Source organism: Ilumatobacter fluminis, assembly GCF_004364865.1.
Classification (GTDB): domain Bacteria; phylum Actinomycetota; class Acidimicrobiia; order Acidimicrobiales; family Ilumatobacteraceae; genus Ilumatobacter; species Ilumatobacter fluminis.
Map to the genome: position 1 here is coordinate 4,752,789 of NZ_SOAU01000001.1, position 22,628 is coordinate 4,775,416.

General features: G+C 69.1%; 12 protein-coding genes. 8 read left to right on the top strand and 4 right to left on the bottom strand.

Going from position 1 to position 22,628, the window contains the following annotated elements; all coding sequences use genetic code 11:
• Nucleotides 1-13: 13 nt before the first annotated feature.
• A complete protein-coding gene (locus tag BDK89_RS21440) occupies nucleotides 14-1,099 on the bottom strand; it encodes an ATP-dependent DNA ligase (RefSeq protein WP_133870901.1) in 1,086 nt (361 codons plus the stop codon).
• 144 nt (nucleotides 1,100-1,243) lie between these two features.
• Between BDK89_RS21440 and BDK89_RS21445 the strand changes: the two genes are divergently transcribed.
• Entirely contained in the window at nucleotides 1,244-2,488 is a 1,245-nt protein-coding gene (locus tag BDK89_RS21445; RefSeq protein ID WP_133870902.1) for an MFS transporter, read from the top strand.
• A gap of 25 nt (nucleotides 2,489-2,513) precedes the next feature.
• On the opposite strand, the gene BDK89_RS21450 is transcribed toward BDK89_RS21445, so the two are convergent.
• The 3 genes from BDK89_RS21450 to BDK89_RS21460 form a co-directional block, all read right to left on the bottom strand.
• Nucleotides 2,514-3,053, bottom strand: a complete 540-nt coding sequence (locus tag BDK89_RS21450) for a mycothiol transferase (RefSeq protein ID WP_133870903.1) — start codon at nucleotides 3,051-3,053, stop codon at nucleotides 2,514-2,516.
• Nucleotides 3,054-3,248: 195 nt separating this feature from the next.
• Nucleotides 3,249-4,766 (bottom strand): L-piperidine-6-carboxylate dehydrogenase, encoded by a 1,518-nt coding sequence (amaB, locus tag BDK89_RS21455; RefSeq protein WP_133870904.1) that lies wholly within the window; start codon nucleotides 4,764-4,766, stop codon nucleotides 3,249-3,251.
• A 137-nt stretch (nucleotides 4,767-4,903) separates the two neighbouring features.
• Entirely contained in the window at nucleotides 4,904-6,199 is a 1,296-nt protein-coding gene (locus BDK89_RS21460) for an aminotransferase class III-fold pyridoxal phosphate-dependent enzyme (protein ID WP_133870905.1), read from the bottom strand.
• 142 nt (nucleotides 6,200-6,341) lie between these two features.
• Between BDK89_RS21460 and BDK89_RS21465 the strand changes: the two genes are divergently transcribed.
• The 7 genes from BDK89_RS21465 (at nucleotide 6,342) to BDK89_RS21495 (ending at nucleotide 22,420) form a co-directional block, all read left to right on the top strand.
• Nucleotides 6,342-7,337 carry an iron-containing redox enzyme family protein gene (locus tag BDK89_RS21465; RefSeq protein WP_133870906.1) on the top strand — a complete coding sequence of 332 codons (996 nt, stop codon included), beginning with the start codon at nucleotides 6,342-6,344 and terminating at the stop codon, nucleotides 7,335-7,337.
• Between the two features lie 76 nt (nucleotides 7,338-7,413).
• On the top strand, nucleotides 7,414-8,544 hold the full coding sequence (locus BDK89_RS22290) for a hypothetical protein (protein WP_208294160.1): 1,131 nt from the start codon (nucleotides 7,414-7,416) through the stop codon (nucleotides 8,542-8,544).
• A gap of 51 nt (nucleotides 8,545-8,595) precedes the next feature.
• Nucleotides 8,596-8,934, top strand: coding sequence for an antibiotic biosynthesis monooxygenase family protein (locus tag BDK89_RS21475; protein ID WP_133870907.1), 339 nt, complete (start codon nucleotides 8,596-8,598; stop codon nucleotides 8,932-8,934).
• 100 nt (nucleotides 8,935-9,034) lie between these two features.
• Complete coding sequence (locus tag BDK89_RS21480; RefSeq protein ID WP_133870908.1) at nucleotides 9,035-15,784, top strand: DUF5979 domain-containing protein; 6,750 nt, start codon at nucleotides 9,035-9,037, stop codon at nucleotides 15,782-15,784.
• A gap of 51 nt (nucleotides 15,785-15,835) precedes the next feature.
• The gene (locus BDK89_RS21485) at nucleotides 15,836-20,020 is read left to right on the top strand and encodes a DUF7507 domain-containing protein (protein WP_133870909.1); all 4,185 of its coding nucleotides are present in this window, start codon (nucleotides 15,836-15,838) and stop codon (nucleotides 20,018-20,020) included.
• 96 nt (nucleotides 20,021-20,116) lie between these two features.
• A complete protein-coding gene (locus BDK89_RS21490) occupies nucleotides 20,117-21,367 on the top strand; it encodes an aspartate kinase (protein ID WP_133870910.1) in 1,251 nt (416 codons plus the stop codon).
• 231 nt (nucleotides 21,368-21,598) lie between these two features.
• Complete coding sequence (locus BDK89_RS21495) at nucleotides 21,599-22,420, top strand: class I SAM-dependent methyltransferase (RefSeq protein ID WP_133870911.1); 822 nt, start codon at nucleotides 21,599-21,601, stop codon at nucleotides 22,418-22,420.
• Nucleotides 22,421-22,628 lie beyond the last annotated feature (208 nt).

Genomic DNA, 22,628 nt, shown 5'->3' on the forward strand with positions numbered 1-22,628 from the left:
TGACCCCATCTGTTCAGGCGTCGCGCAGGAACTGGTCGAACGCGACGGGTTCGGCGACGTCGAGCTGCTCGTAGCGGCACGACTCGGGTTCGCGGTCGGGCCGCCAGCGCTGGAACTTCACGCCGTGACGGAAGCGGCCGCCCTCCAGCTGTCCGAACGTCACCTCGACGACCCGCTCGACCCGAACGGGCACGAACGACAGGTCCTTGTTCACGTTCCACCGTGAGAACCCGCCCGGCATCCGCTGCTCGCTGTGCGCCTGCGCCTCGGCCCAGTCGCGCCACGGATGGCCGTCGAGTGCGTCGACGGTGAGCGGCCCCATCTCGTCGAGCAGCTCGCGCCGTCGCTGCGCGGTGAACGCCGCGCACACCCCGACGTGGTGGAGCCGCGGCATGCCGTCGTCGCCGTCGCCGAACAGGCCGAGCAGGAGCGAACCGACGCCTTCGCCGTCCTTGTGGATCCGGAAGCCGGCGACCGCGCATTCGGCCGTGCGTTCGTGCTTCACCTTGATCAGCGCACGCTTGTCGGGCTGATACGTACCGTCGAGCGGCTTGGCCATGACGCCGTCGAGCCCGGCACCCTCGAACCGGGTGAACCAGTGGGAGGCGACATCGCGGTCGGTCGTCGCCGGGGTGAGGTGCACCGAGTCGTTCGGTTCGAGCACCTGCTCGAGCAGGGCCCGCCGGTCGCGCATGGGCCGCTCGGTGAGGTCGTCGTCGCCGAGGGCGAGCAGATCGAACGCCACGAACTGCGACGGGGTCTCTTCGGCGAGCCGTTGCACGCGCGACTCGGCCGGATGGATTCGTTGTTGGAGTGCGTCGAAGTCGAGCCCGCGCCCGTCGGCGTCGGGTAGCACGATCTCGCCGTCGACGACGCACCGATCGGGCAGGGCGTCGGCGAGCACCGGCAGCAGCTCGGGAAAGTACCGGTTGAACGGTTTCTGGTTCCGGCTCGCCAGCTGGATGTCATCGCCGTCGCGGAACACGATGCAGCGGAAGCCGTCCCACTTCGGCTCGAACAGCAGGTCGTCGCCATCGGGGATGGCACGTGCGAGCTTCGCCAACATCGGCTTGATCGGCGGCGACAACGGCAACCCCATCCGCCGCACAGTACGCGACCAACGGGTCGGGTGTCGCAGGGCGCGGCGACGGAGTCGACGTGTCCGGAGATCACCCCGACCCGGTCGCGGCGACATGAACGGAGTCGCGGTTTGGTGCGAGGGCACCTGGGGTAGGCGGGGGAGGTGACCACACCCACGGCCGCGCGGGCCGACGAGACCGCGAGCAGCTTCTCGGCGCTGCTGCGCGACCGTGTGTTCGCCCCGTTCTTCTTCGCCAACTCACTGTCGAACACCGGGAACTGGTTCCAGAACGTCGCGGCCGGGATCGTCGTCTACGACCTGACGGGGTCGAACACTGCCGTCGGCGCGGTGTCGATCGTCCAGTTCATCGCGACGATGCTGCTCACCCCGTGGATGGGCGCGCTCACCGACCGGGTGAATCGTCGACACATGCTGCTCGCCGGTCAGTCGATCGCATTCGCCGGCGCGTCGGCGTTGGCGGTCACCGTGATCGTGGTCGGCATCGACGGGTTACCCGGCCCGTGGCCGATCTACGCCGCGACCGCCGTCATCGGGTTGGGCGCGGCGACGATCCTGCCGTCGCTCCAGGCCGTCGTGCCGTCGCTCGTCGAACGGCGCGACCTCGACCGGGCGATCGCCCTGAACTCGATGACGTTCAACATCGCTCGCTCGATCGGCCCGATCGCCGCCGGCGCCACCGTGGCAGCGCTCGGGGCCGAATGGGCCTTCGGGATCAACGCACTCACCTTCGTCCCGCTGCTCGTCGTGCTCCTCGTCATCCGGCCGCGCGGTGAGGTCGAGCCGGACGACGACTCGTCGGCCGACGTGCGCGAAGGTGTCCGCTGGATTCTCGACCGTCGTGAGGTCATCGCGGTGCTCGCTGCAACTCTGATCGTCGGCTGGACCTCCGACCCGTTCAGCACGCTGATGCCGGCCCTGGCCGAGTCGCTCGGCGGTGGCGACGCCACGGTCGGTCTGCTGGTCGGTTCGTTCGGACTCGGTGCCGCGCTCACCGCGCCCTGGTTCGATCGGGTGAAGGCGCGCGTCGATCGGGAACGCATCGTGCCGGTCGCGCTCGTGATCAGTTCCGTCGGGCTGGCCACCGTCGCGCTCGCGCCGGTGACGCCCATCGCACTGGCGGGCGCGGCCGTGAGCGGATCCGGGTTCTTGCTCGGCGTGACCGGCACGAACTCCGAACTGCAGAAGGCGATGCCGGAGCACCTGCGAGGACGCGTGATGGCGTGGTGGTCGGTGGCATTCCTCGGGTGCCGACCGATCGCCGCCGTGGTCGACGGCGCGATCGCCGACCTGACCGACGTGCGAGTGGCCATCGGTGTCAGTGCCGCCGTCGCCCTCACCGGCGCTGTCTTCGGCCTCACCCGCACCCTGGCCACGAAGGCCGACTGACGAAACCCTTCGGGTGCGCGGTGGGTCAGGTGTCGGAGGGAGGCCTTCGGTGCGCTCCCAACCGCTCGTACATGCCGCGCAGGTACGCGGCTTGACCGACGTGTTGCAGGTCGTCGGAGATGATGCTGGCGAGGCGAACGCGGGCGGTGACCGGAGGGTCCCAGTTCCGGTCGACGATCCGGTCCCAGTCGTCCCCATCGGCGCCGGCGAGCCAGTCGAGGGTGCGGTCGGTGACGGCGTCGAGGTAGTCCCCGAGCACCGACGGATCCTCGGGTGCGAGGGCGGCGACGTCGTCGCTCGAGTCGCCGTAGCCGATCCGGTCGTCGTCGGTGTCGAGGCCGAACCGTTCGGTCCACCCGGGCGCCGCCCACACCTGCTCGCCGTCGGCGAGCCCGGCGACGTGGTCGTCCTGGACCCGGGCGAGGTGCCAGACGAGCCAGGCGATCGTGTTGCCGTCGGGGTCGGGTCGCCAGGTCAGTGCCTGGTCGGGCAACCCGTCGAGCACGTCGAGTGTGAACTCCCTGATGTTCGAGAACAGCTCCCCAGCCAACGCCACCGTCGTCATGGCACCCAGTCTGCCCGAACCGCGAGCGGCCCCCGAGCAGAACGTCACACCCTGGATCAACGGGAGGAGCAGGAACTCTCCCCGTGGATTCTGAGTCGGGATCAGTTCGTTCGAGCGCAAGGCGCGACGAACCCGAGCAGCCTCCCGGCTGCGAGCGGCGAGGCGGAACCCAGCGAGGGGCGGATCCGGCCCGGCTCAGACGTCGAAGTTGACGCCTTGGGCGAGTGGGAGGTCGCGGCTGTAGTTGACCGTGTTGGTCTGGCGGCGCATGTAGCCCTTCCAGGCGTCGCTGCCCGACTCGCGGCCGCCGCCGGTCTCCTTCTCGCCGCCGAACGCCCCGCCGATCTCGGCACCCGACGGGCCGATGTTGACGTTGGCGATGCCGCAGTCGCTGCCGGCGGCGCCGATGAACGTCTCGGCCTCGCGCAGGTCGGTCGTGAAGATCGACGACGCCAGGCCTTGCGGCACCTCGTTGTGCAACGCGATCGCGTCGTCGAGGTCGTCGTAGGCCATGGCGTAGAGGATCGGCGCGAAGGTCTCGCTGCGGACGATCTCGGTCTGGCCGGGCATGGTGACGATCGCCGGCCGGGCATAGAAAGCGTCGGGCGCCTCGTCGTCGAGGGCGCGGTCACCGCCGGCGACCACGGTGCCGCCGTCGCCCTGCGCGGTCTCGAGTGCGGCCTGCATCCGGTCGAACGAACCACCGTCGATCAGCGGTCCGACGAGGGTGCCGTCGGCGAGCGGGTCGCCGATCGGGAGCGACTCGTACGCCTTGGCCACCTTCTCGACGATCTCGTCGTGAACGGAGCGGTGCACGATCAGCCGGCGCAGGGTGGTGCAGCGCTGGCCGGCGGTGCCGGCGGCGGAGAAGACGATGCCGCGCACGGCGAGGTCGAGGTCGGCCGACGGTGCGACGATCGCGGCGTTGTTGCCGCCGAGTTCGAGGATCGCACGACCGAAGCGGGCGGCCACGACGGGGGCGACCTTGCGGCCCATGGCGGTGGAACCCGTGGCCGACACGATCGGCACGCCCTCGTGGGCGGCCAGGTCGGCGCCCTGCTTGCCGCCGCCGAGCACGACCTGGAGCAGGTGTTCGGGGGCGCCGTTCTCGCGGGCGGCCTGCTGGAACAGTGCGCCGCACGCCAGGGCGGTGAGCGGGGTCTTGTCACTCGGCTTCCAGATGACGGGGTCGCCGGCGACGATCGCGAGTGCGGCGTTCCACGACCAGACGGCGACCGGGAAGTTGAACGCCGAGATCACACCGACCGGCCCCATCGGGTGCCACGTCTCCATCAGCCGGTGACCGGGTCGCTCGGATGCGATCGTGAGGCCGTGGAGCTGGCGGGAGAGTCCGACTGCGAAGTCGCAGATGTCGATCATCTCCTGCACCTCGCCGAGGCCCTCGGAGCGGATCTTGCCGGCCTCGATCGACACGAGTTCGCCGAGTTGCGACTTGTGTTCGCGGAGCAGCTCACCGAGGCGACGGACGACGTTGCCGCGCACGGGAGCCGGTGTGGTGCGCCAGATCTCGAAGGCGTCGTGGGCCCGGTCGACGGCGGCACCGATGTCGCCGGCGGCACCAGCGGCACCGAGCGAACCGCCGGTGATCGGGGTGCGGGCCATCTGGTCGCCGTTCGTCACCTTGGCGCCGCACGCGGCGAGGAGGTGGCCGGTGCGCTTCGCGAGTTCGTCGTGCTGGGGGATCGTGCTCATGGTGCGTCCTGGGTCGTTCGGTCGGATCGTTGGGTCGGATGGTTCGGTCGTGGTGGGGGAGGCGTCGGAGACCTCCGGCGACAAAGGGGATGCGTCAGGGGCAGACGCGTCCGGAGATCTCCGACGCCGGACTTGCGTCAGCGGGTGACAGCCTCGCAGGCGTCGGCGATGATTTCGAGCGCGCGGTCGCATTGGGCCTCGGTGATCACGAGCGGCGGGGCGAGTCGCACGCCGCGCTTGCCGCACGTGAGCGACAGCACGCCACGCTCGAAGCACGCCTGTTCGAACGCCACCGCCATGTCGTGGTCGACGAGGTCGAAGCCGATCATGAGGCCGCGGCCGCGAACTTCCTGGATGATCGGGAAACGCTCCTGCAGCGCACGCAGGCCGGCCATCAGCTGCTCGCCGCGGGCGGCGGCGTTCGCCGCGAGTTCGTCGTCGACGAGATCCATCGTGGCGAGCGCTGCGGCGCAGGCGACCGGGTTGCCACCGAAGGTCGAGCCGTGCTTGCCGGGTGCCCACTGCATGATCGTGTCGCGGGCGATGATCGCCGACAGCGGCATGCCGCTCGCGAGCCCCTTGCCGGCGGTGATGATGTCGGGGGTGACGTCGTCGTGCTGGCAGGCCCACATCGTGCCGGTGCGGCCGATGCCCGACTGCACCTCGTCCATCACGAGCAGGATGCCGTGGCGGTCGCACAGGTCGCGCAGCGCCTGCAACCAGCCTGCCGGCGGGACGATGTAGCCGCCTTCGCCCTGGATCGGTTCGACGAAGATCGCCGCCACGTCGCCGGGCTCGGTCATGTGGTGGAACAGGACCTGTTCGATGTAGTCGGCGCCCGTGAGTTCGGCGGCGTACGCGAACGGGGCGTGATACGAGCCGGGCGTGACGATGCCGAAGCCGCTGCGGTACTTCGCTTTCGACGAGGTGAGCGACAGGCTGCCGAGGCTGCGGCCGTGGAACGCACCGTAGAAGGCGATCACGTTGGGGCGGCCGGTGTGGTGGCGGGCCAGCTTGAGGGCGCCCTCGACCGCTTCGGTGCCGGAGTTGGCGAGGAAGACGCGTGCGTCGCCCATGCCGGCGGGCACGCTCGTGGCGAGGCGTTCGACGAGGTCGGCGTGGCTCGGGTGGAAGAAGTCGCTCGAGCAGTAGTGGAGGCAGGCGTCGACCTGGGCGTGGATCGCGGCGTTGACCTTCGGGTGGTTGTGGCCGGCGGCGTTGACGGCGATGCCGGCGTTGAAGTCGAGGAATCGGTTGCCGTCGACGTCTTCGATCACGGCGCCTTCACCGCGCGCGACGACCAGCGGGTACACGCGGGTGAGTGACGGGCTGGAGTAGCGCTCGTCCTGCTCGATGACCGCCCGGGCGCGGGGCCCCGGCAGTTCGGTGACGATGTGGGGGTCCTGCTGGATCGGGGTGTCGATGGTCGTCATGGACGTATTCTGGCAGAGCTGTTCCAGAATGTCACGAGTGTGGAACAGGTGTTACGACAGCCGGGTGGCGTCCGATCGGTGCCGGTCGGATCACCCGTTCGGGGACGTTTCCAGCGGCAACGCAGCGGGAACCGAGGGATCCATGTCACGTTCGATCATCCCCACCTCCCCGAGGCTTCCCCAGCCGGTCGGACCGATCTCGAGTGCCGTTGTCGATCTGCTCACGACCGGCGTCGGCGCGTCGCTCAACATGGCGCACCCCGACCCGTTCGACCGTGACCGTCAGCTCGCCTGGTTCATGCTCAACGGCCTGTCGTATCGCGGTTGGCGCGACGTGCACGACGACATGGAGTGGCATCCGCTCGCCGTCGAGTGGCGTCGGAACCTCGAGGAATGGTTCATGGAGCACGCCCACGACCAGGTGTGGCTCGACGGGCTCGCCGTGGCCGAGGCGATCGAGGGCGCCCTGGCCCCCGACGAGACCCCGGGGGCCGCCGCCTGGCTCGCCGAGCACGGCCGACGCGACCACCTCGCCGACGCGATCGCCATGCGGATGCCGTACCAGATGATCGAGGCCGATCCCCACACGTTCGCGGTACCCCGACTCGACGGCGAGGTGAAGCGGGCGATCTGTGACGTGCAGGCAGGCGAGTACGGCGTCGGCCACGAGTTCTCCCACGCCGAGCTCTACGCCCGCGCCGCGTCGGCACTGGGCGTGGACGAGTCCGACGTCCTCGACCGACTGCCCGGCGTCGCGTTCGCCACCGTCAACTTCATCACCGCCTGCGGTCTGCGTCGCTCGTGGCGTCACATCGTCGTCGGCCAGCTCACGCTGTTCGAGATGGACTCCGTCGCGCCCAACCGGTTGATGGTCGAAGCCTGCGATCGCATCGGCGTCGCCGACGAGGTCCGCCGGTTCTTCCACGTGCACGTGCTCGCCGACGCGGAACACGAGCAGATGATGGAGGACGCCGTCGTGAAGCGGCTGTGCGTCGACGATCCCGACTGTGCCGCCGACGTGACCTTCGGGATCGCGGCGCAGCGGTGGATCGACCGCGCGATCGCCCGCCATGCGGTGGGTGCGTGGGAGCGGGGTCGCTCGGCGCTCGCCGAGCTTCCCGTGCCCGCTGCGGCGTGACCCGAGCACTCGCCGTGGTCCGTTCGACGACGTATTCGACGGCGCCCGGCGCACCATGCGGGGTAAGGTCCGCGCCGTGAGACGACACCTGCCGATCCTGACCGCGATCGCCCTGGCCGGCACGCTCGCCGCCTGCGGAGGCGGCTCTGACGAGGTGTCGAGTTCGACCGTGGCGACCACCACCGAGGCGCCGGTCGAGACCACCGCCGCCCCCACCACGGCGGCCCCGACCACCGTTGCGCCCACGACGGCCGCCCCCACCACGGCGGCCCCGACGACGGCCGCGCCCACGACTGCGCCACCCACCACCGCACCACCCACCACTGCACCACCCACGACGGCGCCCCCGGCACCGCCGGTCGACACGCCGGCGACGTTCTTCGCCACCACCGACCTCGGTCTCGTCGAGGTCGACGTGGCCACCGGCGAGATCGTGAACACCGTCGACGACTTCTTCAGCATCGACGGGGTGTTCCGCGGCAACATCCGCCTCACCGCCGACCGGTCGACGATCTACTTCAGCGAGGGCTACGAGGACTCGTGGTACGCCTGTGAGACCTCGGTCGGCTCGATCGGCTCCATCGACGTCGCCACAGGGGCGATCGACATGCTCGGCCGCGGCTCCGGCGTCGAGGTCGGCCCCGACGAGAGCCTGCTCGCCTACGTCGATTCCGAGACCTGCCTCCCCGACCCGGAGCAGCCGGAGTTCTGGGTGCTCACCCCGTACGACCGCGCCGTGGTCCGCGACGTCGCCACCGGCGACGAGTTCGTGTTCGAGACCTCGCCCGTGCCCGACTCGTACGACTCCCCGTCCGCGGTCTGGTGGGCCGACATCGCCCCCGACGGGTCGGTGCTCGTCCAACTCCAGTCGGGCGACGTCCACCGCATCCCGCTCAGCGCGGCCGGTGGCACCATCCAGGACTGGCCGGTCGCGTTCACGACGCAGGCGACACCGTGGGAGGTCGTCGGCGACGACCTCATTGCGACCCTGTTCGGCGCCGAGGGCAGCAGCGACCTGATGTCGATCGACACCCAGACCGGGGCCAACACCCTGCTCGCCTCGGCCGAGACGTACATGGCCGTCGGCGTCGGCAACGCGGGCCAGCTGATCGCGGTCGCCGACGGTGAGATCACCGTCGAACCGGACGCCGCCGTCACCGTCGTCGACTTCCCGATCGACAGCTACTACTACGACCTCGACTGGTGACCGTGTGTCGAATTGTGCCAGGCACAATTCGACGCACGTAACGTGGACGGCATGTCCGTCGTGAAGATCAACGCCATCGAAGTCCCCGAGGGAATGGGCGATCAGCTCGAAGCCCGGTTCGCCGCCCGGGCGGGCCAGGTCGACCAGGAGCCCGGCTTCGAGGAGTTCATGCTGCTCCGTCCGGTCAGCGGCGACGACCGCTACTTCGTCGTGACCCGCTGGGAGTCGGAGGAGGCGTTCCAGAACTGGCGCAACGGTCAGGCCTTCCAGAAGCAGCACGAGAACACCCACGAAGACGGCGGCAAGGGCGACGCCAAGCCGCAGCACCCCGTCGCCAGCGGCGCCAGCCTGCTCGAGTTCGAGGTCGTCTCGCTGTCCCAGGCGTCGTAGGGAGCCGTCGTTCCGGCACACGATCGCGCACGCGCTACGGTGCGCAATCGTGTGGGAATTTGGCAACTCGGCAGGGAAATTCGTCGCGTCTGCGTTGATCGTGACGTCGACCGTCGCGATCGGCGGCGTCGCATCGCCGGCGACGGCACAGGAGGCGGCGGCGCTGTCGATCCAGAAGGTCGCCGACGCGACCACGGTGCAACCCGGCCAGACCTTCAACTACACGATCCAGGTCCAGTGCTCGACCGCAGCGGCCGCCGGCTGCATCGGCGCGACGCTGACCGATCCGCTTCCCCCGTACGTCGAGCAGAACGGGCCCGTCACGATCACCGGCGCCTCGACGCAGCCGACCGTCGACGACGGCCCGCCGATCACGGTCGAGTTCCAAGACGACCTCGGCGGCGACACGGGCCTCCTGGCCGGACAGATCGTCACCATCTCGGTCCCGGTGGTCGTCGACCCGACGATCCCGCCGAGCGAGAACGGGGTACCGATCGACAACACCGCGACGATCACCGCCGACAACGCCAACCAGAAGCAGTCCACGGCCACGGTGACCCCGGACGTGTCCGTCACGATCGCCGCGTCGACGACGAAGTCGTACTCACCCGACAGCCAGGTCGCCGGCGACACCGACCCGATCACGCTCTCACTGACCGGTACGAACGAATCGAACGTGCCCGTCGACACCCTCGTCATCCAAGACCCGCCGGAAGACCCACCCTCGACCGACACCTCGAACCCGTTCACCTACCTCGTGATCGGCAATGTCGGCACCCCGACGCTGCCGCCGAACGCCGATGAGGTCACGATCGAGTTCTACGACTCGTCGCTCCCCGGCTGGGTCGTCATCGCGCCCGGCGCATCACCGCCGGTCGGCGCGAGCGGGGTTCGCTACACCTTCACCGACACGACCGGCGACGGCATCGACCCCGGTGCGACCGCATCGGTCGATCTGACCCTGGTCCAGCGCGGCACCGCGACGCCGCCGGTGGTGGTCGACAACACGGTCGAGACCACGGTCGACCTCGACGGCGAGACCGCCGACGCCGAGGCCGACGACACGTTCAACATCCGCCAGAGCACGCTCGACGTCGAGGCCACCAAGACCTTCGATCCGTCGACGATCAACTCGGGCGACTCGACCACGGTGACGCTCGGCGCCGTCAACGGACCCGACCCGCTGACGTCGCTCACCTTCACCGAGCCCGCCGACGGCGCCATCGACAACCCGTTCACCGGTGAGAACCCGGTCGTCTTCACCGGCTTCACGTCGGTCGACTGGCCGGCCGACGCCGACACCGCGACCATCACCTACGAGTGCGACGGCACCGACATCGCGCCGATCCCGACCACGACGGTCGACACCCTGCCGCCCCCACCGTCACCGGGCTGCGACACCGTGACCGGGTTCTCCGTCGAGTTCACCGCGACCGACCCGGCCGTCATCCTCCCCGGTGCCGACGCCGAGATCGCGTTCACCGTCGACACGCCCGAGGTCCAGACGATCGGCGGCATCCCGGTCCAGACGTTCGTCCGACCCAACCTGGTCCGCGTCGACGGCAGCGACGGCAACAACGCCGACACGGCGTTCGCCCGCGACACCCTCGTCACGATCGTCGACCGGTTGGCCGTCGAGACGGGCAAGTCGATCACGCCGCCACAGGTGCCCGGCCGACCCGGCCAGATCGTGATCGTGCAACTCGAGGGACGACTCCTGCCGTTCCCCGAGTCGACCGTCGACGCCGACACGACCATCGTGCAGGATCCGTCCGTCATGCCCGACCCGAACGGCTGGTTCGACGCGTTCTCGCCCCAAGCCGTCACCGCGACGCCGGTGCCCGCGTGCTCGACGCTGACCGTCCAGTACACGACGAGTGAGACCGACCCGCTCACCTGGATCGACGTGCCCGGCATGGTCGGCATCGTCGGGCCGACGATCGTCAACGAGACGCTCCCGGACCCCGTCCAGGACGACGCCACCGCGATCCGCTTCGTCTACCAGGCGGCGGTGCCCGGCGGAGGCTGTGAGGGTGGTTTCCCGCCCGGCACGAGCGTGGCACCGAACCTGTCGTTCGGTGTCCGACCGGGCGGCGCCGCCGACCAGCCCGACGCCGACACCACGTTCGACGATTGCGCGCACACATCGGCGTTGCCCGAGCCGGGCACGAATGCGGCACCGGTCCAGTCGATCCAGGCCTGCGACGACGTGGTCGTGACGCCGATCGACCCCGGCGCCGGCGACCCGCTCGACAAATCGTGGGACCGCAACCTGCTCAACGCCCGCTCGCAGCAGCGTTCGGGCATCACGATCAGCTGGTCCACGCAGGGCTACTCCGGACTCGCCGCCGCACGCATCACCGACGTTCCCGACCCGGCGAACACGGCGCTGCCCGACAGTGTCTTCGACTCGTTCGACCTCATCCGGATCGACGAGATCACCCCGGCGATGGACCCCCACCTGACGTACGACCAGGTGCTCTCGACCGAGTTGTTCCAGGTCGCGTCGCCCGGCGACGACCCCTCCACCGGCGCTTGGGTCCAGCCCGACAACGACCCGTGTCCGGCTGCCTGCGACGGGACCTACCCCGGCTACGTCGTGCGGACCGCCGAACGTCCGATCACGCTCGCCTTCCGGCTCGTCTACGTCGAGAGCCCGACCCGTGGCGACCGTCTCGACGCCGGAGCGCCACCCGTCGGTACCGGCATCGCGCCGTCGGTCGGCAACGACCGCATCATCCGACCGGTCTTCGAGCTTCGCGACGTCCTCCGCAGCGACCCGACGGTGCCCGTGATCGAGGAGAACCTCTACAACACGAACACCGAGGGCCTGATCCGCAACGACGTGATGTCGGAGGCCGTCTTCGATCTCGACGACGACCCGTTCACGTTCTTCGACAGCGACACGATCGCCATCACCGACGTGCCGGTCACCGTCAACTCGACCAAGGACTGGGTCGGTGGCCCGCTCGGGATCCCCGAACCCGGTGTGCCACAGGAGGAGTACCCGCGGAGCCTGGTCACCCTCACCGGCACGAACACCACACCGGCGAAGGTGGACGAGCTGGTGATCACCGACGACACGGGCGGCGACACCTTCGAGTGGTTCAACCTGACCCAGTTCACCGAGATCACGCCGCCCGACGACGTCGGCGCCGACGACGTCACGATCACCCTCACCGGCCTGACGCCGTCCGAGTACTCCCTGACCGACGCCCTGGCGCTCACCGAGGCCGAACTCGTCGACGTCACCGGCATCGAGGTCACGTACGAGGGCCGCATCAACATCAACGACCCGGTCGGTGCCGGCACGGCGACGGTGCAGTTCGCGCTGCGCTTGCGCGAGTTCGCCCGCAGCGACGGCACGACCCGCCCCTCGACCGGGGTTTCCCCGGTCGCCAACGAGGTCACCGTCGCGGCGGCCGACCTCGTCGACATCCCGCCCGAGAACATCCCGAACCCCGACAACTGGACCGGTGACTCGACCTCCGAGGCGGACATGGTCCTCGTCGAACAAGGACTGCTCGTCAACGCCACGAAGACGATCACGCCCGCCTCGCAGCAGGAACCAGACGACAGCCCGGTGACGGTGACGATCGGTGGCCAGCCGACCGGCGGCGGCAGTCCGGCGCTCCCACCGCCGTCGCGCGCCGTCGAGATGGTGCTCGTCGACGACGACCCGCTCCTGTTCAACCAGTACGACTTCGTCGGCCTCGACGACGTGGTGTTCACGGCGCCGATCGATCAGGTTCGCGTCGACGCACTCACCGGTGGCACGTGGACGCTCGGCGTCGGGGGCGCCCCCGAACTCACCGGAGCCACCTGGCAGATCGGCGACGAGACGACCGGCCCGACGCTCTCCCTGCCCACCGGCGTCACCCCTGCCGACGTGCAGGGTCTGCGCTACACCTTCACCCGCGTCGACGGCGCCAACTGGGAAGACCCGATCACCACGCCGTTGCAGACCGTGTCGTTCCAGATCCAGCGTCGTGCGTTCCTGAACATCGACGCGAACGGCGAACTCGACACCACGCCGGTGCCCGTCGACCTGCCCGATTTCAACGACCCGGCTCCCGGTGAGACGGTTGCCGGCACCGCCACCAACACCAGCACTGCTCAGGCGATCAGCTCCGACCTCGACGGCAACGATCAGCCCGTCACGAGCCCCATCGCCGAGGCAACCGACACGATCGTGTACCAACACGCCGACAACAGCGTGCAGATCCGCAAGACACCCGACGGCAACCAGGTGCCGCCCGGACCCGCCTTCACCTACACGATGGTCGTCACGAACACGGGCGACGTCGACATCGTCGACCCGGTGATCACCGATGACCTCCCCGTCGACGGCGACGGGCCGATGATCGTGCTGGCCGATCCGCCGAACTACACCTACGACATCGAGGGTGGCACCGGACTCCCCGAGTTGCCCCTGCTCGTGACGGTGACCGACGACTCGACCGACCCGACCGACCCGACCGTCACGTTCGAGTTCCCACCCGGGAGCACCCTGCCGATCGGGGCGTCGTACACCATCACGTTCGACGCCACGCTGCGGGCCGGTCTCCCCGCCGGTACCGAGTTCACCAACGAGGTCGGCATCGTCGCGGCTCGTTCCTGGGATTCGTGCGACGGCGACCCGAGCGACGACATCGACCCCGACACCGGCGAATGCCTCGCCGAAGCGACGAACTCGGTCCAACTCGCCGGTGCGATGTCGGTCTCGAAGCTCGTCCGGGCCGAGGGCTCCGACGAACTCGGCTACACGACCGACCCCGCGGTGGCGTCGGCCGATCCCGCCGACTGCGTGCCCGACACCGACGGATTCTCGGCCCGGCCGTGCATCCCGATCGCCGAACCGGGTGGCGACGTCGACTTCCGCCTGCGGTTCGTCAACTCCGGCAACCGCGACATCGACCGGGTCCTCGGTATCGACTCGCTGCCGGCGCCGGGCGACACGCTCGCGACCGTGCCGGCGATCGATCGGGGCAGTGAGTGGCAGCCGGTCTTCTCGGGTGATCGCCCCGAGCTCGTCGACGCCGGGATCGGCACGCTGAACGTCTGGTACACCACCGGTGCCAGCACCTGCGATGCCGTCACCCCGACCGTCGCCGACGATGGTGCGGCACCGCCCAACCTGCTCTGCCCGGCGCTCGACTGGGTCGCCTGGCCGGAGGGTGACCCGCTGCCGGTCGACCCGTCGACCGTCACCGGACTCCAGGTCGAGATCCTGCCGACCGAACCACTCGGTCCGGCCGACACGGTCGCCGTCGACGTGCGCATGGTCGCGCCGGCGTTCGACCCGGACGCCGACTACACCGCCGATACGGCCCAACCCGACGAGATCACCTACAACACGGTCGGCACGACCGGTCGGATCGTCGATGCACAGGGCGCCCCGGTGAACTACACCCTGCCGTCCGAGCCGCCACGCGTTGGTGCGGCGCTGGCGAACGGTCCGCTGCGCGTGCTGAAGATCGTCAGCGGCGATGCCTCGCAATGGGCACCCGCCTCGTTCCCGGCGACGCTGTCGTGCGTGTCGGCCGGCGAGGACGTCCCCCTGCCCGACGACGTCGCCCGGCTCACCCTGGTGCCTGGCGACCCGCAGGTGATCAACAACCTGCCGTGGGGTGCCGACTGCACCCTCTCCGAGGAGACCGACCAGGGCCAGACGTCGGCCACCTCGACGACGGCGACCGTCGGTCGCGACGACCAGCTGATCAGGACGGTCGAACTCGTCAACGTGTACGACGACGCGCCGCTCACGATCGAGAAGGTCGTCGACTCCGACGCCGTCGACGCCGACGGCGAGCCCGTGGAGTACGGCCCGTTCACCGTCACGGTCGACTGCACCTTCCTCGAGTCGCCCGTGTACGCCGACGGCTACGGCCCGGCGACACCGATGACGTTCGTGCTCGACGACGGCGACAGCGTCACGCTGACCGGTCTCCCGGTCGGAGCGTCGTGTGCGATCGAGGAGACCGACGCCAAGGGAGCGACCACCACGATCGAGGTCGTCGCCGGTGACGACGAGACCACCGACGACGGCACCAGCACGACGGTCGAGCTCCCCGAGGGCGACGTCGACGTCACCGTCACGAACTCGTACGGGGTCGGCTCGGTCGAGATCGAGAAGGTCGTCGACGGCAACACGGACGCCCCCGGTGCCGCCGGGCCGTTCGTGATCGCCGTGACGTGCACGCTCGTCGACGAGTCGGGCACGCGGGTCGTGTACGACGGCGAGGTGTTCCTCGGCGGCCCGAACCCGCTCGCCGCGACGATCGACGATCTGGCGGTGGGCGCACGCTGCGAGTTCGTCGAGACCGAGACCAGCGCTGCGGACGCGTCGTCGATCGAACCCGCCGACGGCGTCGTCGTCGGCGACGGCACGGTCGAGACGGTCACCGTCACCAACACGTACACGACCGGCTCGGTGCGTGTGGTCAAGGAAGTCACCGGCAACCCGACGGCACCGGGTGCTGCAGGCCCGTTCACCATCTCGATGGTGTGCACCCTCGTCGGCGACTTCGGCACCGTGACCACGGTGTACGACGACGACATCGTGCTGGGCGGTGGCAACCCGCTGAGCGTGACCGTCGACGGTCTGCCGACCGGAGCCCGCTGCATCGTCACCGAGGACGACCCGGGGCTGGCAACGCCCACCGTCGAACCGGCCGGTGGCGTCGTCGTCGGCGACGCGACCACGGTGACCGTGACGGTCAGAAACTTCTTCCAGGTGACGCCGCTGCCTCCCACCGGTGGTTCCGTCGGTCGATCGCTCCAGACCGCGATGCTCGGTCTGGTGGCCGGAGTCGTGGCCCTCGGCGTGTCTCGGCGTCGGGCCCGGTGAGTACACGCGTCATCACGACAGCCGGTTCCAGCCCGGCTAGGTTCGCCCGGTATGGGGCAGCGTGGGGTAGCTCGAGTCCTGTCGGCCTGGTCGATCGCGACGGTCGGAACGGTCGCCGTCGCGATGGCGCCACCGGCCTCGCCGGTGGCCGCGCAGGAGACCGGTGTCGCCAATCCGTCGATCGCGGATTCGTGCGGCACCGACGTCACGCTCGTGCTCGACGCGTCGGGTTCGATCGAGTCGTCGGGAGCCGTCGATCAGGTCCGAGACGCTGGCGAGGCGTTCCTCGACGCGCTCGCTGACACCGGCTCCAACGCCAGGGTCCTCCAATTCGCCACCTTCTCGGAGGAACTGGCCGGCTTCGCCGAAGTGACCGAGTCGTCGCTGCAGAGCGGCGGCGTGTTCCGCGGTGCGATCGACGACTACTACCAGCCGAAGCCGCCCCGTCCGAACGGCGTCAACATCTACAGCTACGACGGATCGGGTGATCCGTCGTCGTCGAACAACTGGCGGAGCTCGAACAACAGCAACCAGTACACGAACTGGCAGCAGAGCCTCGGGCAGGCCGGTGACGAGCCGTCCGAGCTCGTCGTGTACATCACCGACGGCGACCCCACCGCATACGACTTCGACCAGCCGACCGACCCGTTCGACCAGGGCCCGCCCCCCGATGTCGGCATGAACACCAATCGTGGGTCGGCCGACGCCGTGACGATGGCGCGGGCCACCGCCGCCGCCGACTCGATCAAGTCGGCCGACACCCGGATGCTGGCCGTCGGGGTGGGGAAGGCCCTGAACAACGACGACAGCGAGGAGCGACTGAAGGCGATCGCCGGCCCGCAGGTCGTCCGCGACGCAGACCTCGGGTCGGTGACGAGCATCAACGACGTCGACGTCGCGCTCGTACAGGATTTCGACGACCTCGCCGCGTTCCTGCGCGGTGTCGTGAGCGAACTCTGCTCGCCGTCGCTGTCGATCCGTAAGCTCGCCCAGACGGCCGGCAGCGCGAGCTACGACCCGGCACCCGGCTGGGACATCACCGTCACCCCGACGGTCAACGGCGGCACGTTCGAGTGGATCCTGCCCGACACCGACCCCGTCGAAGCGGCGTTCTGCGGCAATCCCGTCGACCCGAACGACGGTGCGCCACGCATGTGCGAGACGAACGCGCAAGGTCTCGCGAACTTCCAGTGGGAGCCCGACCCATCCGACGCCTCCACGTCGGCCACCGTCGTCGAGGCGCTGCAGCCCGGCTACACCGCCGGGCGCCCCGACGCCGACGACTGGACGTGCCGCCTCAAGAACATCGACGGTACGGAGGAGACACAGAGCGGCGAGCTCGACGACGGCAACGGTTTCGCGCTCGACGTCGACAGCCAGCAGATCATCACCTGCAGCATCTACAACAGCTTCGACTACCAGCCCGACATCGAACTGACGAAGGTCAACGCACCGACGATCGTCCGTGGTGACCTGTCCGAGACCGACCGAGCCGTGACGTCGACGTACACCGTGTCGATCCCGCCGAGCGGCAACACCCCGCTGAGCGGGGTGACCGTGTCCGACGACTCGGGGGAGCGATCCTGCTCCGGCATCGCCTACGTCAGCGGTGACACGAACGGCAACCGGATCCTCGATCTCGACGAGACGTGGACGTTCTCGTGCACGTCGATCGCCCCGGCCGTCAGCGGCAACTACGACAACGTCGCCGACGTCGTCGGTACGGCACCCGATCAGCAGCACGTGACCGACACCGCCACCGACGACGTCGACGTCGTCACGCCCGACATCGCCCTGACCAAGGTCGTGAGTGGTGCCGGTGAAGGCCCGGCCGACGACATCGAGGTGCCGACCGGCACCGACGTGACGTACACGTTCACCGCGACGAACACGGGCGACACCACGCTCGACGGCGTCACCCTCACCGACCCGAACTGCGACGACGGCACGATCACGCCCGCCTCGTACGACGATGTCCAACCCGGCGCCTCGGTCGACTTCAGCTGCACCACGGCCAACGTCACCGAGAGCGTCGTGAACGTCGCCCAGGTGACCGGAACGCCCGACATCCCGGGCTACACCGGGCCGAACCCGCCGGTCACGGCGAACGCCACCGCCACCGTCGAGGTGTACTCCGAGGCGATCGAGCTCACGAAATCGGTCGACGAGCCGATCGTGTTCGCCGGCACCGACGTGACCTACACCTACGAGGTACGACTCGGTGCCGACTCCGTGTCGCTCGCTCCCACCGACGCCGCCGGCAACCCGGTATCCCGCGACAACTGGGTGATCGATCCGCTGTGCGCCACGCCCACCTACACCGGGGGCGACGGCGGCACGATCGGCGTGCTCGAGGTCGGCGAGGTGTGGGTGTACTCGTGTACGACCACGATCGAACTCGCCGACGTCAACGGCCCCGGAACCTCGGTGATCAACGTCGCCGACGTCTTCGGCCGATCGGCCGACAACCCGGGTGCGCCCGTCGTCACCGACGAGGCGATCGCGACCGTGATCATCCTCGAGCCGGTCGTCGACGTCAGCAAGACCGTGTCGCGCAGCACCGTCCTCGACCCGCCGACCACGTGCCCACCGAGCACGCTGGCGTGCGAACCGATCATCGGTCCCGACGCCCCCACGCCGCGAACCGTCGACTACCGGTTCGAGGTGACGAACCCGGGCATCGTCCCGCTCGACCTGTCGAACGGCGCCCTGCCCTACGACCCGAACGACGCTCGCATCGTCGACGAGGTCGACGGTTCCCCGTTCTGCGATCCGGCCTACGTCGACGGCGACGACGGTGACGGCCTGCTCGAATCGGACGAGGTGTGGCGCTACGAGTGCCTCGACATCGCACTCAGCAAGGCCGACACGACCAACGGATTCGACGTGCCGAACACGGTGACCGTGACGGCCAACGGCATCCTGCCCGGCGACGTGCGCAGCCCCGACACGGTCGAGGCGCAGGACACCGCGTCGACACAGGTCGTCACCCCGAACCTCACCCTGACGAAGACACCGTCGGCGACGCTCGTCCGACCCGGCACCGACGTCACCTACACCTACGAGGTGACGAACTCGGGCGACCCGGTCGGTCTCTTCCCGTTCCTCGTGATCGACGACCGCTGCGCCCCCGTCGAGTACGTGTCCGGCGACGCCGCTCCGTCGAACGGGTTGATCGACGGTGGTGAGACGTGGCAGTTCAGCTGCACCGAGACACTCGATCTGCCCGACGACCCCGACACCCCGGCAATCGAGAACACGGTGACGAACGAGGCCGTCGTAGCTGCGATCGGCCCGCTCGGCAACATCTACGTCCGTGACGCCACGGCCGAGGTGCAGGTCTTCGATCCCGACATCACGCTCACCAAGGTCGTCGACGACGACTTCGTGCCGGTCGGGACCGACGTCACCTACACCTTCACCGTGACGAACTCCGGTGACGACGTCACCCTCGACGACCTCACCGACATCCTGCTCGCCGACGCCTCCGACCCGCCGCAGCCGTCGTGCGAGTCGCCGACCCTGACCGACGACGGCGACGGGGACGACATCTTGTCGGTCGGCGAGGTCTGGACGTACGAGTGCTCCGACTCGATCCAGGTACCGACCCTCAACGTCGCCGGCGTGCGCGGCACCGACATCGCCGACGGGTTCGTGTTCGACTTCGCCGGGGCCTACGTCGCCGTCTACGAAGCCGGCATCGACATCGTCAAGTCGGCGTCGCCCACCGTGCTCGACGAGCCGGGCGGGCCGGTCACGTACTCCTACGACGTCACGAACACCGGAAACGTGCCGCTCGCCAACGTCGTCGATCAGATCGCGGACGACACCTGTAGCCCGGTCACCTACGTCGCCGGCGACGACGACGGCAACGGGTTGTTGACCGGCGACGGCGACTTGTTCGAGACCGGCCCGGCCGAGGTGTGGACGTTCACCTGCGAGACGGTCGTGACGCGCGACACCGTCAACACGGTGACCGTCGAGGGGACACCCGTCGATCCCGGCAGCCCCGAGCCGCTCGGACCCAACGTCACCGACGCCGACACCGCCGAGGTCATCGTGACCGGCGTCAACCCACCCGATGTCACCACGACCACCTCCGTGACGCCCTTCCCGCCGACGCCGACGATCCCGCCGACGGGCGGAGGCGGCCGCAGTGGCCTCCCGATCGCCGCGCTGTTGCTCGTGGCCGGTGGCGCGCTGCTCATGGTCACCCGCCGTCGTCGCCCGGCCTGACCCAGCCCTTCCGGCGCCATCGGCACGGCGGAACGTTCCGAACACTTCGCGCCCCTCCGTCCGACCGCGGCGGCGGCGTCGTAGGCTCCTGTAACCGTGGCACTGATCGTCCAGAAGTACGGCGGCACCTCGGTGGCCGACCCCGATCGCATCCGCGCCTGCGCGGACAATGTCGCGATCACGCGCAAGCGCGGCAACGACGTCATCGTCGTCGTCTCGGCGATGGGCAAGGCGACCGACAACCTGATCTCGCTCGCCGACTCCGTCGCCAAGAACCAGTCCGGTCGCGAGATGGACATGCTGCTCACCACGGGCGAGCGCCAGACCGCCGCCCTGATGACGATGGCCCTGCTCGACCGGGGCATCGACGCCATCAGCTACACCGGGAGCCAGGTCGGCATCATCACCGACACCGCCCACCGCAAGGCCAAGATCGTCGAGGTCAAGGGCGACCGGGTCCGCCAGTCGCTCAGCGAGGGCAAGGTATGCGTCATCGCCGGCTTCCAGGGCGTCAGCACCGCCAAGGAGATCACCACGATGGGTCGTGGTGCCTCCGACCTGACCGCATCGGCACTCGCCCAGGCGATGGACGCCGACGCCTGCGAGATCTACACCGACGTGACCGGCGTCTTCACCGCCGACCCGCGCATCGTCCCCCAGGCCCGCAAGCTCGCCAGGGTGCACTTCGACGAGATGCTCGAGATGGCCGGCGCCGGTTCGAAGGTGCTCGCCCTCCGCTCGGTCGAGTTCGCCCGCAACCATGATGTCCCCCTCCACGTGCGTTCCGCCTTCACCTGGGAACAGGGCACGTGGGTGACCAACGAGGAGCCCTCCGTGGAAGATCCGATCATCTCCGGCGTCGTCACCGACATGACCGAAGCGAAGGTCACCGTGCTCGGCGTGCCCGACCGCCCCGGCATCTCCGCGGCCTTGTTCGAACCGCTCGCCGAGTCGAACGTCAACGTCGACATGATCGTGCAGAACACTTCGACCGAGGGCACGACCGACATCAGCTTCACGATGCCGATGGCCGACATGGCCCAGGCCGAGTCGATCGTGCAGCGGATCGCCGACGAGATCGGCGCCAACACCGTCACCCACGACGACGACATCGCCAAGGTGTCGCTGGTGGGTGCCGGCATGAAGTCGTCGCCCGGCATCGCCGCGAAGATGTTCCGCGTGCTGTCCGACGAAGGCGTCAACATCCAGATGATCTCGACGTCGACCATCCGGATCTCGGTCATCATGGCCGCCGGCGACATGGAGCGCGCCGCCCGCGCCCTCCACACCGCCTTCGGCCTCGACTCCGGCGCCGACTACACAGCCCCCCTCCCCGAGAGAAAGTAGTCGGGACCTTCGGGTCAGGTGTCAGAGGTGACGGCGAGGAACGAGCCGTTACCGTCGATCACCTGACCCGGGATGGGTGCGCGAACCCGAGGGAACGAGTCGCTCCGTCAACTCCGGGATCCCGGGTCAGGTGACCGCCGGTAACGCCTCGCCCGGGGGTCGAGTCGTCACCTCCGGCACCTGACCCGGTGTCGCTCGCGGAATTGGTCGTTGCTCTGGCAGAATCTTGTCATGCGCCGTAGCCAGTTGATCCCGTGGAAAGTCGCGGGGCGCGTCTCCGAGCGGATGGCGACCGGAGACGACGTCGTCCGCACGACCGGCTGGGTGTTCAACAACGAGACCGGCCAACAACTGACCCTCGCCGAGTTCGTCGCAACCGGCGACGACGAAGTGCCCGCCTACCTCGAACAGTTCGGCCTGCGCGGTCCCGAGAACCAGCAGAAGACCGTGGTCGAGATCGGCGCCGGTATCGGCCGCATGACCTGCGCCTTCACCCGCGAGTTCGGCACCGTGATCGCCGCCGACCTCGACGCCGGGTTCCTCGAGCGCTGCTACGAAACGGTCGGCCGGTTCGGCAAGGTCGAACGACTCACCACCCTCGAGGTCGCCGACGGCCGCACCCTCGACCTGCGACCGAACGTGGCCGACCTCGGCTTCAGCTACATCACCTTGCAGCACTGCAACGAGGACGACGCGCTCGAACTGTCGTCCGAAGCGGTTCGGGTCACCAAGCCCGGCGGCAAGATCGCCCTCAACTACCGGGCCCCGGCGGCGAGCGACTGGTTCGTCGTGCCGCTCGGCGCCGCGGTGCGCGGCTCGTTCCGCATCCCGAAGATCGGCGACTGGTTGAGCCAGCGTCGCTTCCTCGCCCGCCTGTCGTGGCAGGCGTCGCGGCTCCACCCCGATCAGGTGACCGGCCCGCTGGCGCCCCAGCTCACCGACATCGAGGTGTGGACGCACCCGAAGTCGAAGCTGAAGGCCTACGGCGCGTCGATGAAGACCTTCGAAGGCATCAACCCCCACCACTTCTGGATCATCGCCACCGTGACGTGAGACGAGCCAGGACGCCCGATCGCGGCCGCAACGTCTGATTTCACGGACCCTGATGGCACAGGTCCGTACGGTGCACCATCCGAGTGGTCGAGTCCCACCTCGACGAGGGCGCAGCGCTTGGGGTCGGGTGTCGGAGGGAACGGCGACGGAGTCGACGTTTCCGGAGATCACCCGACTCCGGCGACCGAGGTTCGCTGACCCGGGACGG

What these genes read in the sequence shown, in the direction of transcription:
- BDK89_RS21440 (WP_133870901.1), bottom strand. Translation starts at nt 1,099, where the DNA reads ATGGGGTTGCCGTTGTCGCCGCCGATCAAGCCGATGTTGGCGAAGCTC.
- BDK89_RS21450 (WP_133870903.1), bottom strand. Translation starts at nt 3,053, where the DNA reads ATGACGACGGTGGCGTTGGCTGGGGAGCTGTTCTCGAACATCAGGGAG.
- amaB (WP_133870904.1), bottom strand. Translation starts at nt 4,766, where the DNA reads ATGAGCACGATCCCCCAGCACGACGAACTCGCGAAGCGCACCGGCCAC.
- BDK89_RS21460 (WP_133870905.1), bottom strand. Translation starts at nt 6,199, where the DNA reads ATGACGACCATCGACACCCCGATCCAGCAGGACCCCCACATCGTCACC.
- BDK89_RS21465 (WP_133870906.1), top strand. Translation starts at nt 6,342, where the DNA reads ATGTCACGTTCGATCATCCCCACCTCCCCGAGGCTTCCCCAGCCGGTC.
- BDK89_RS21475 (WP_133870907.1), top strand. Translation starts at nt 8,596, where the DNA reads ATGTCCGTCGTGAAGATCAACGCCATCGAAGTCCCCGAGGGAATGGGC.
- BDK89_RS21485 (WP_133870909.1), top strand. Translation starts at nt 15,836, where the DNA reads ATGGGGCAGCGTGGGGTAGCTCGAGTCCTGTCGGCCTGGTCGATCGCG.
- BDK89_RS21495 (WP_133870911.1), top strand. Translation starts at nt 21,599, where the DNA reads ATGCGCCGTAGCCAGTTGATCCCGTGGAAAGTCGCGGGGCGCGTCTCC.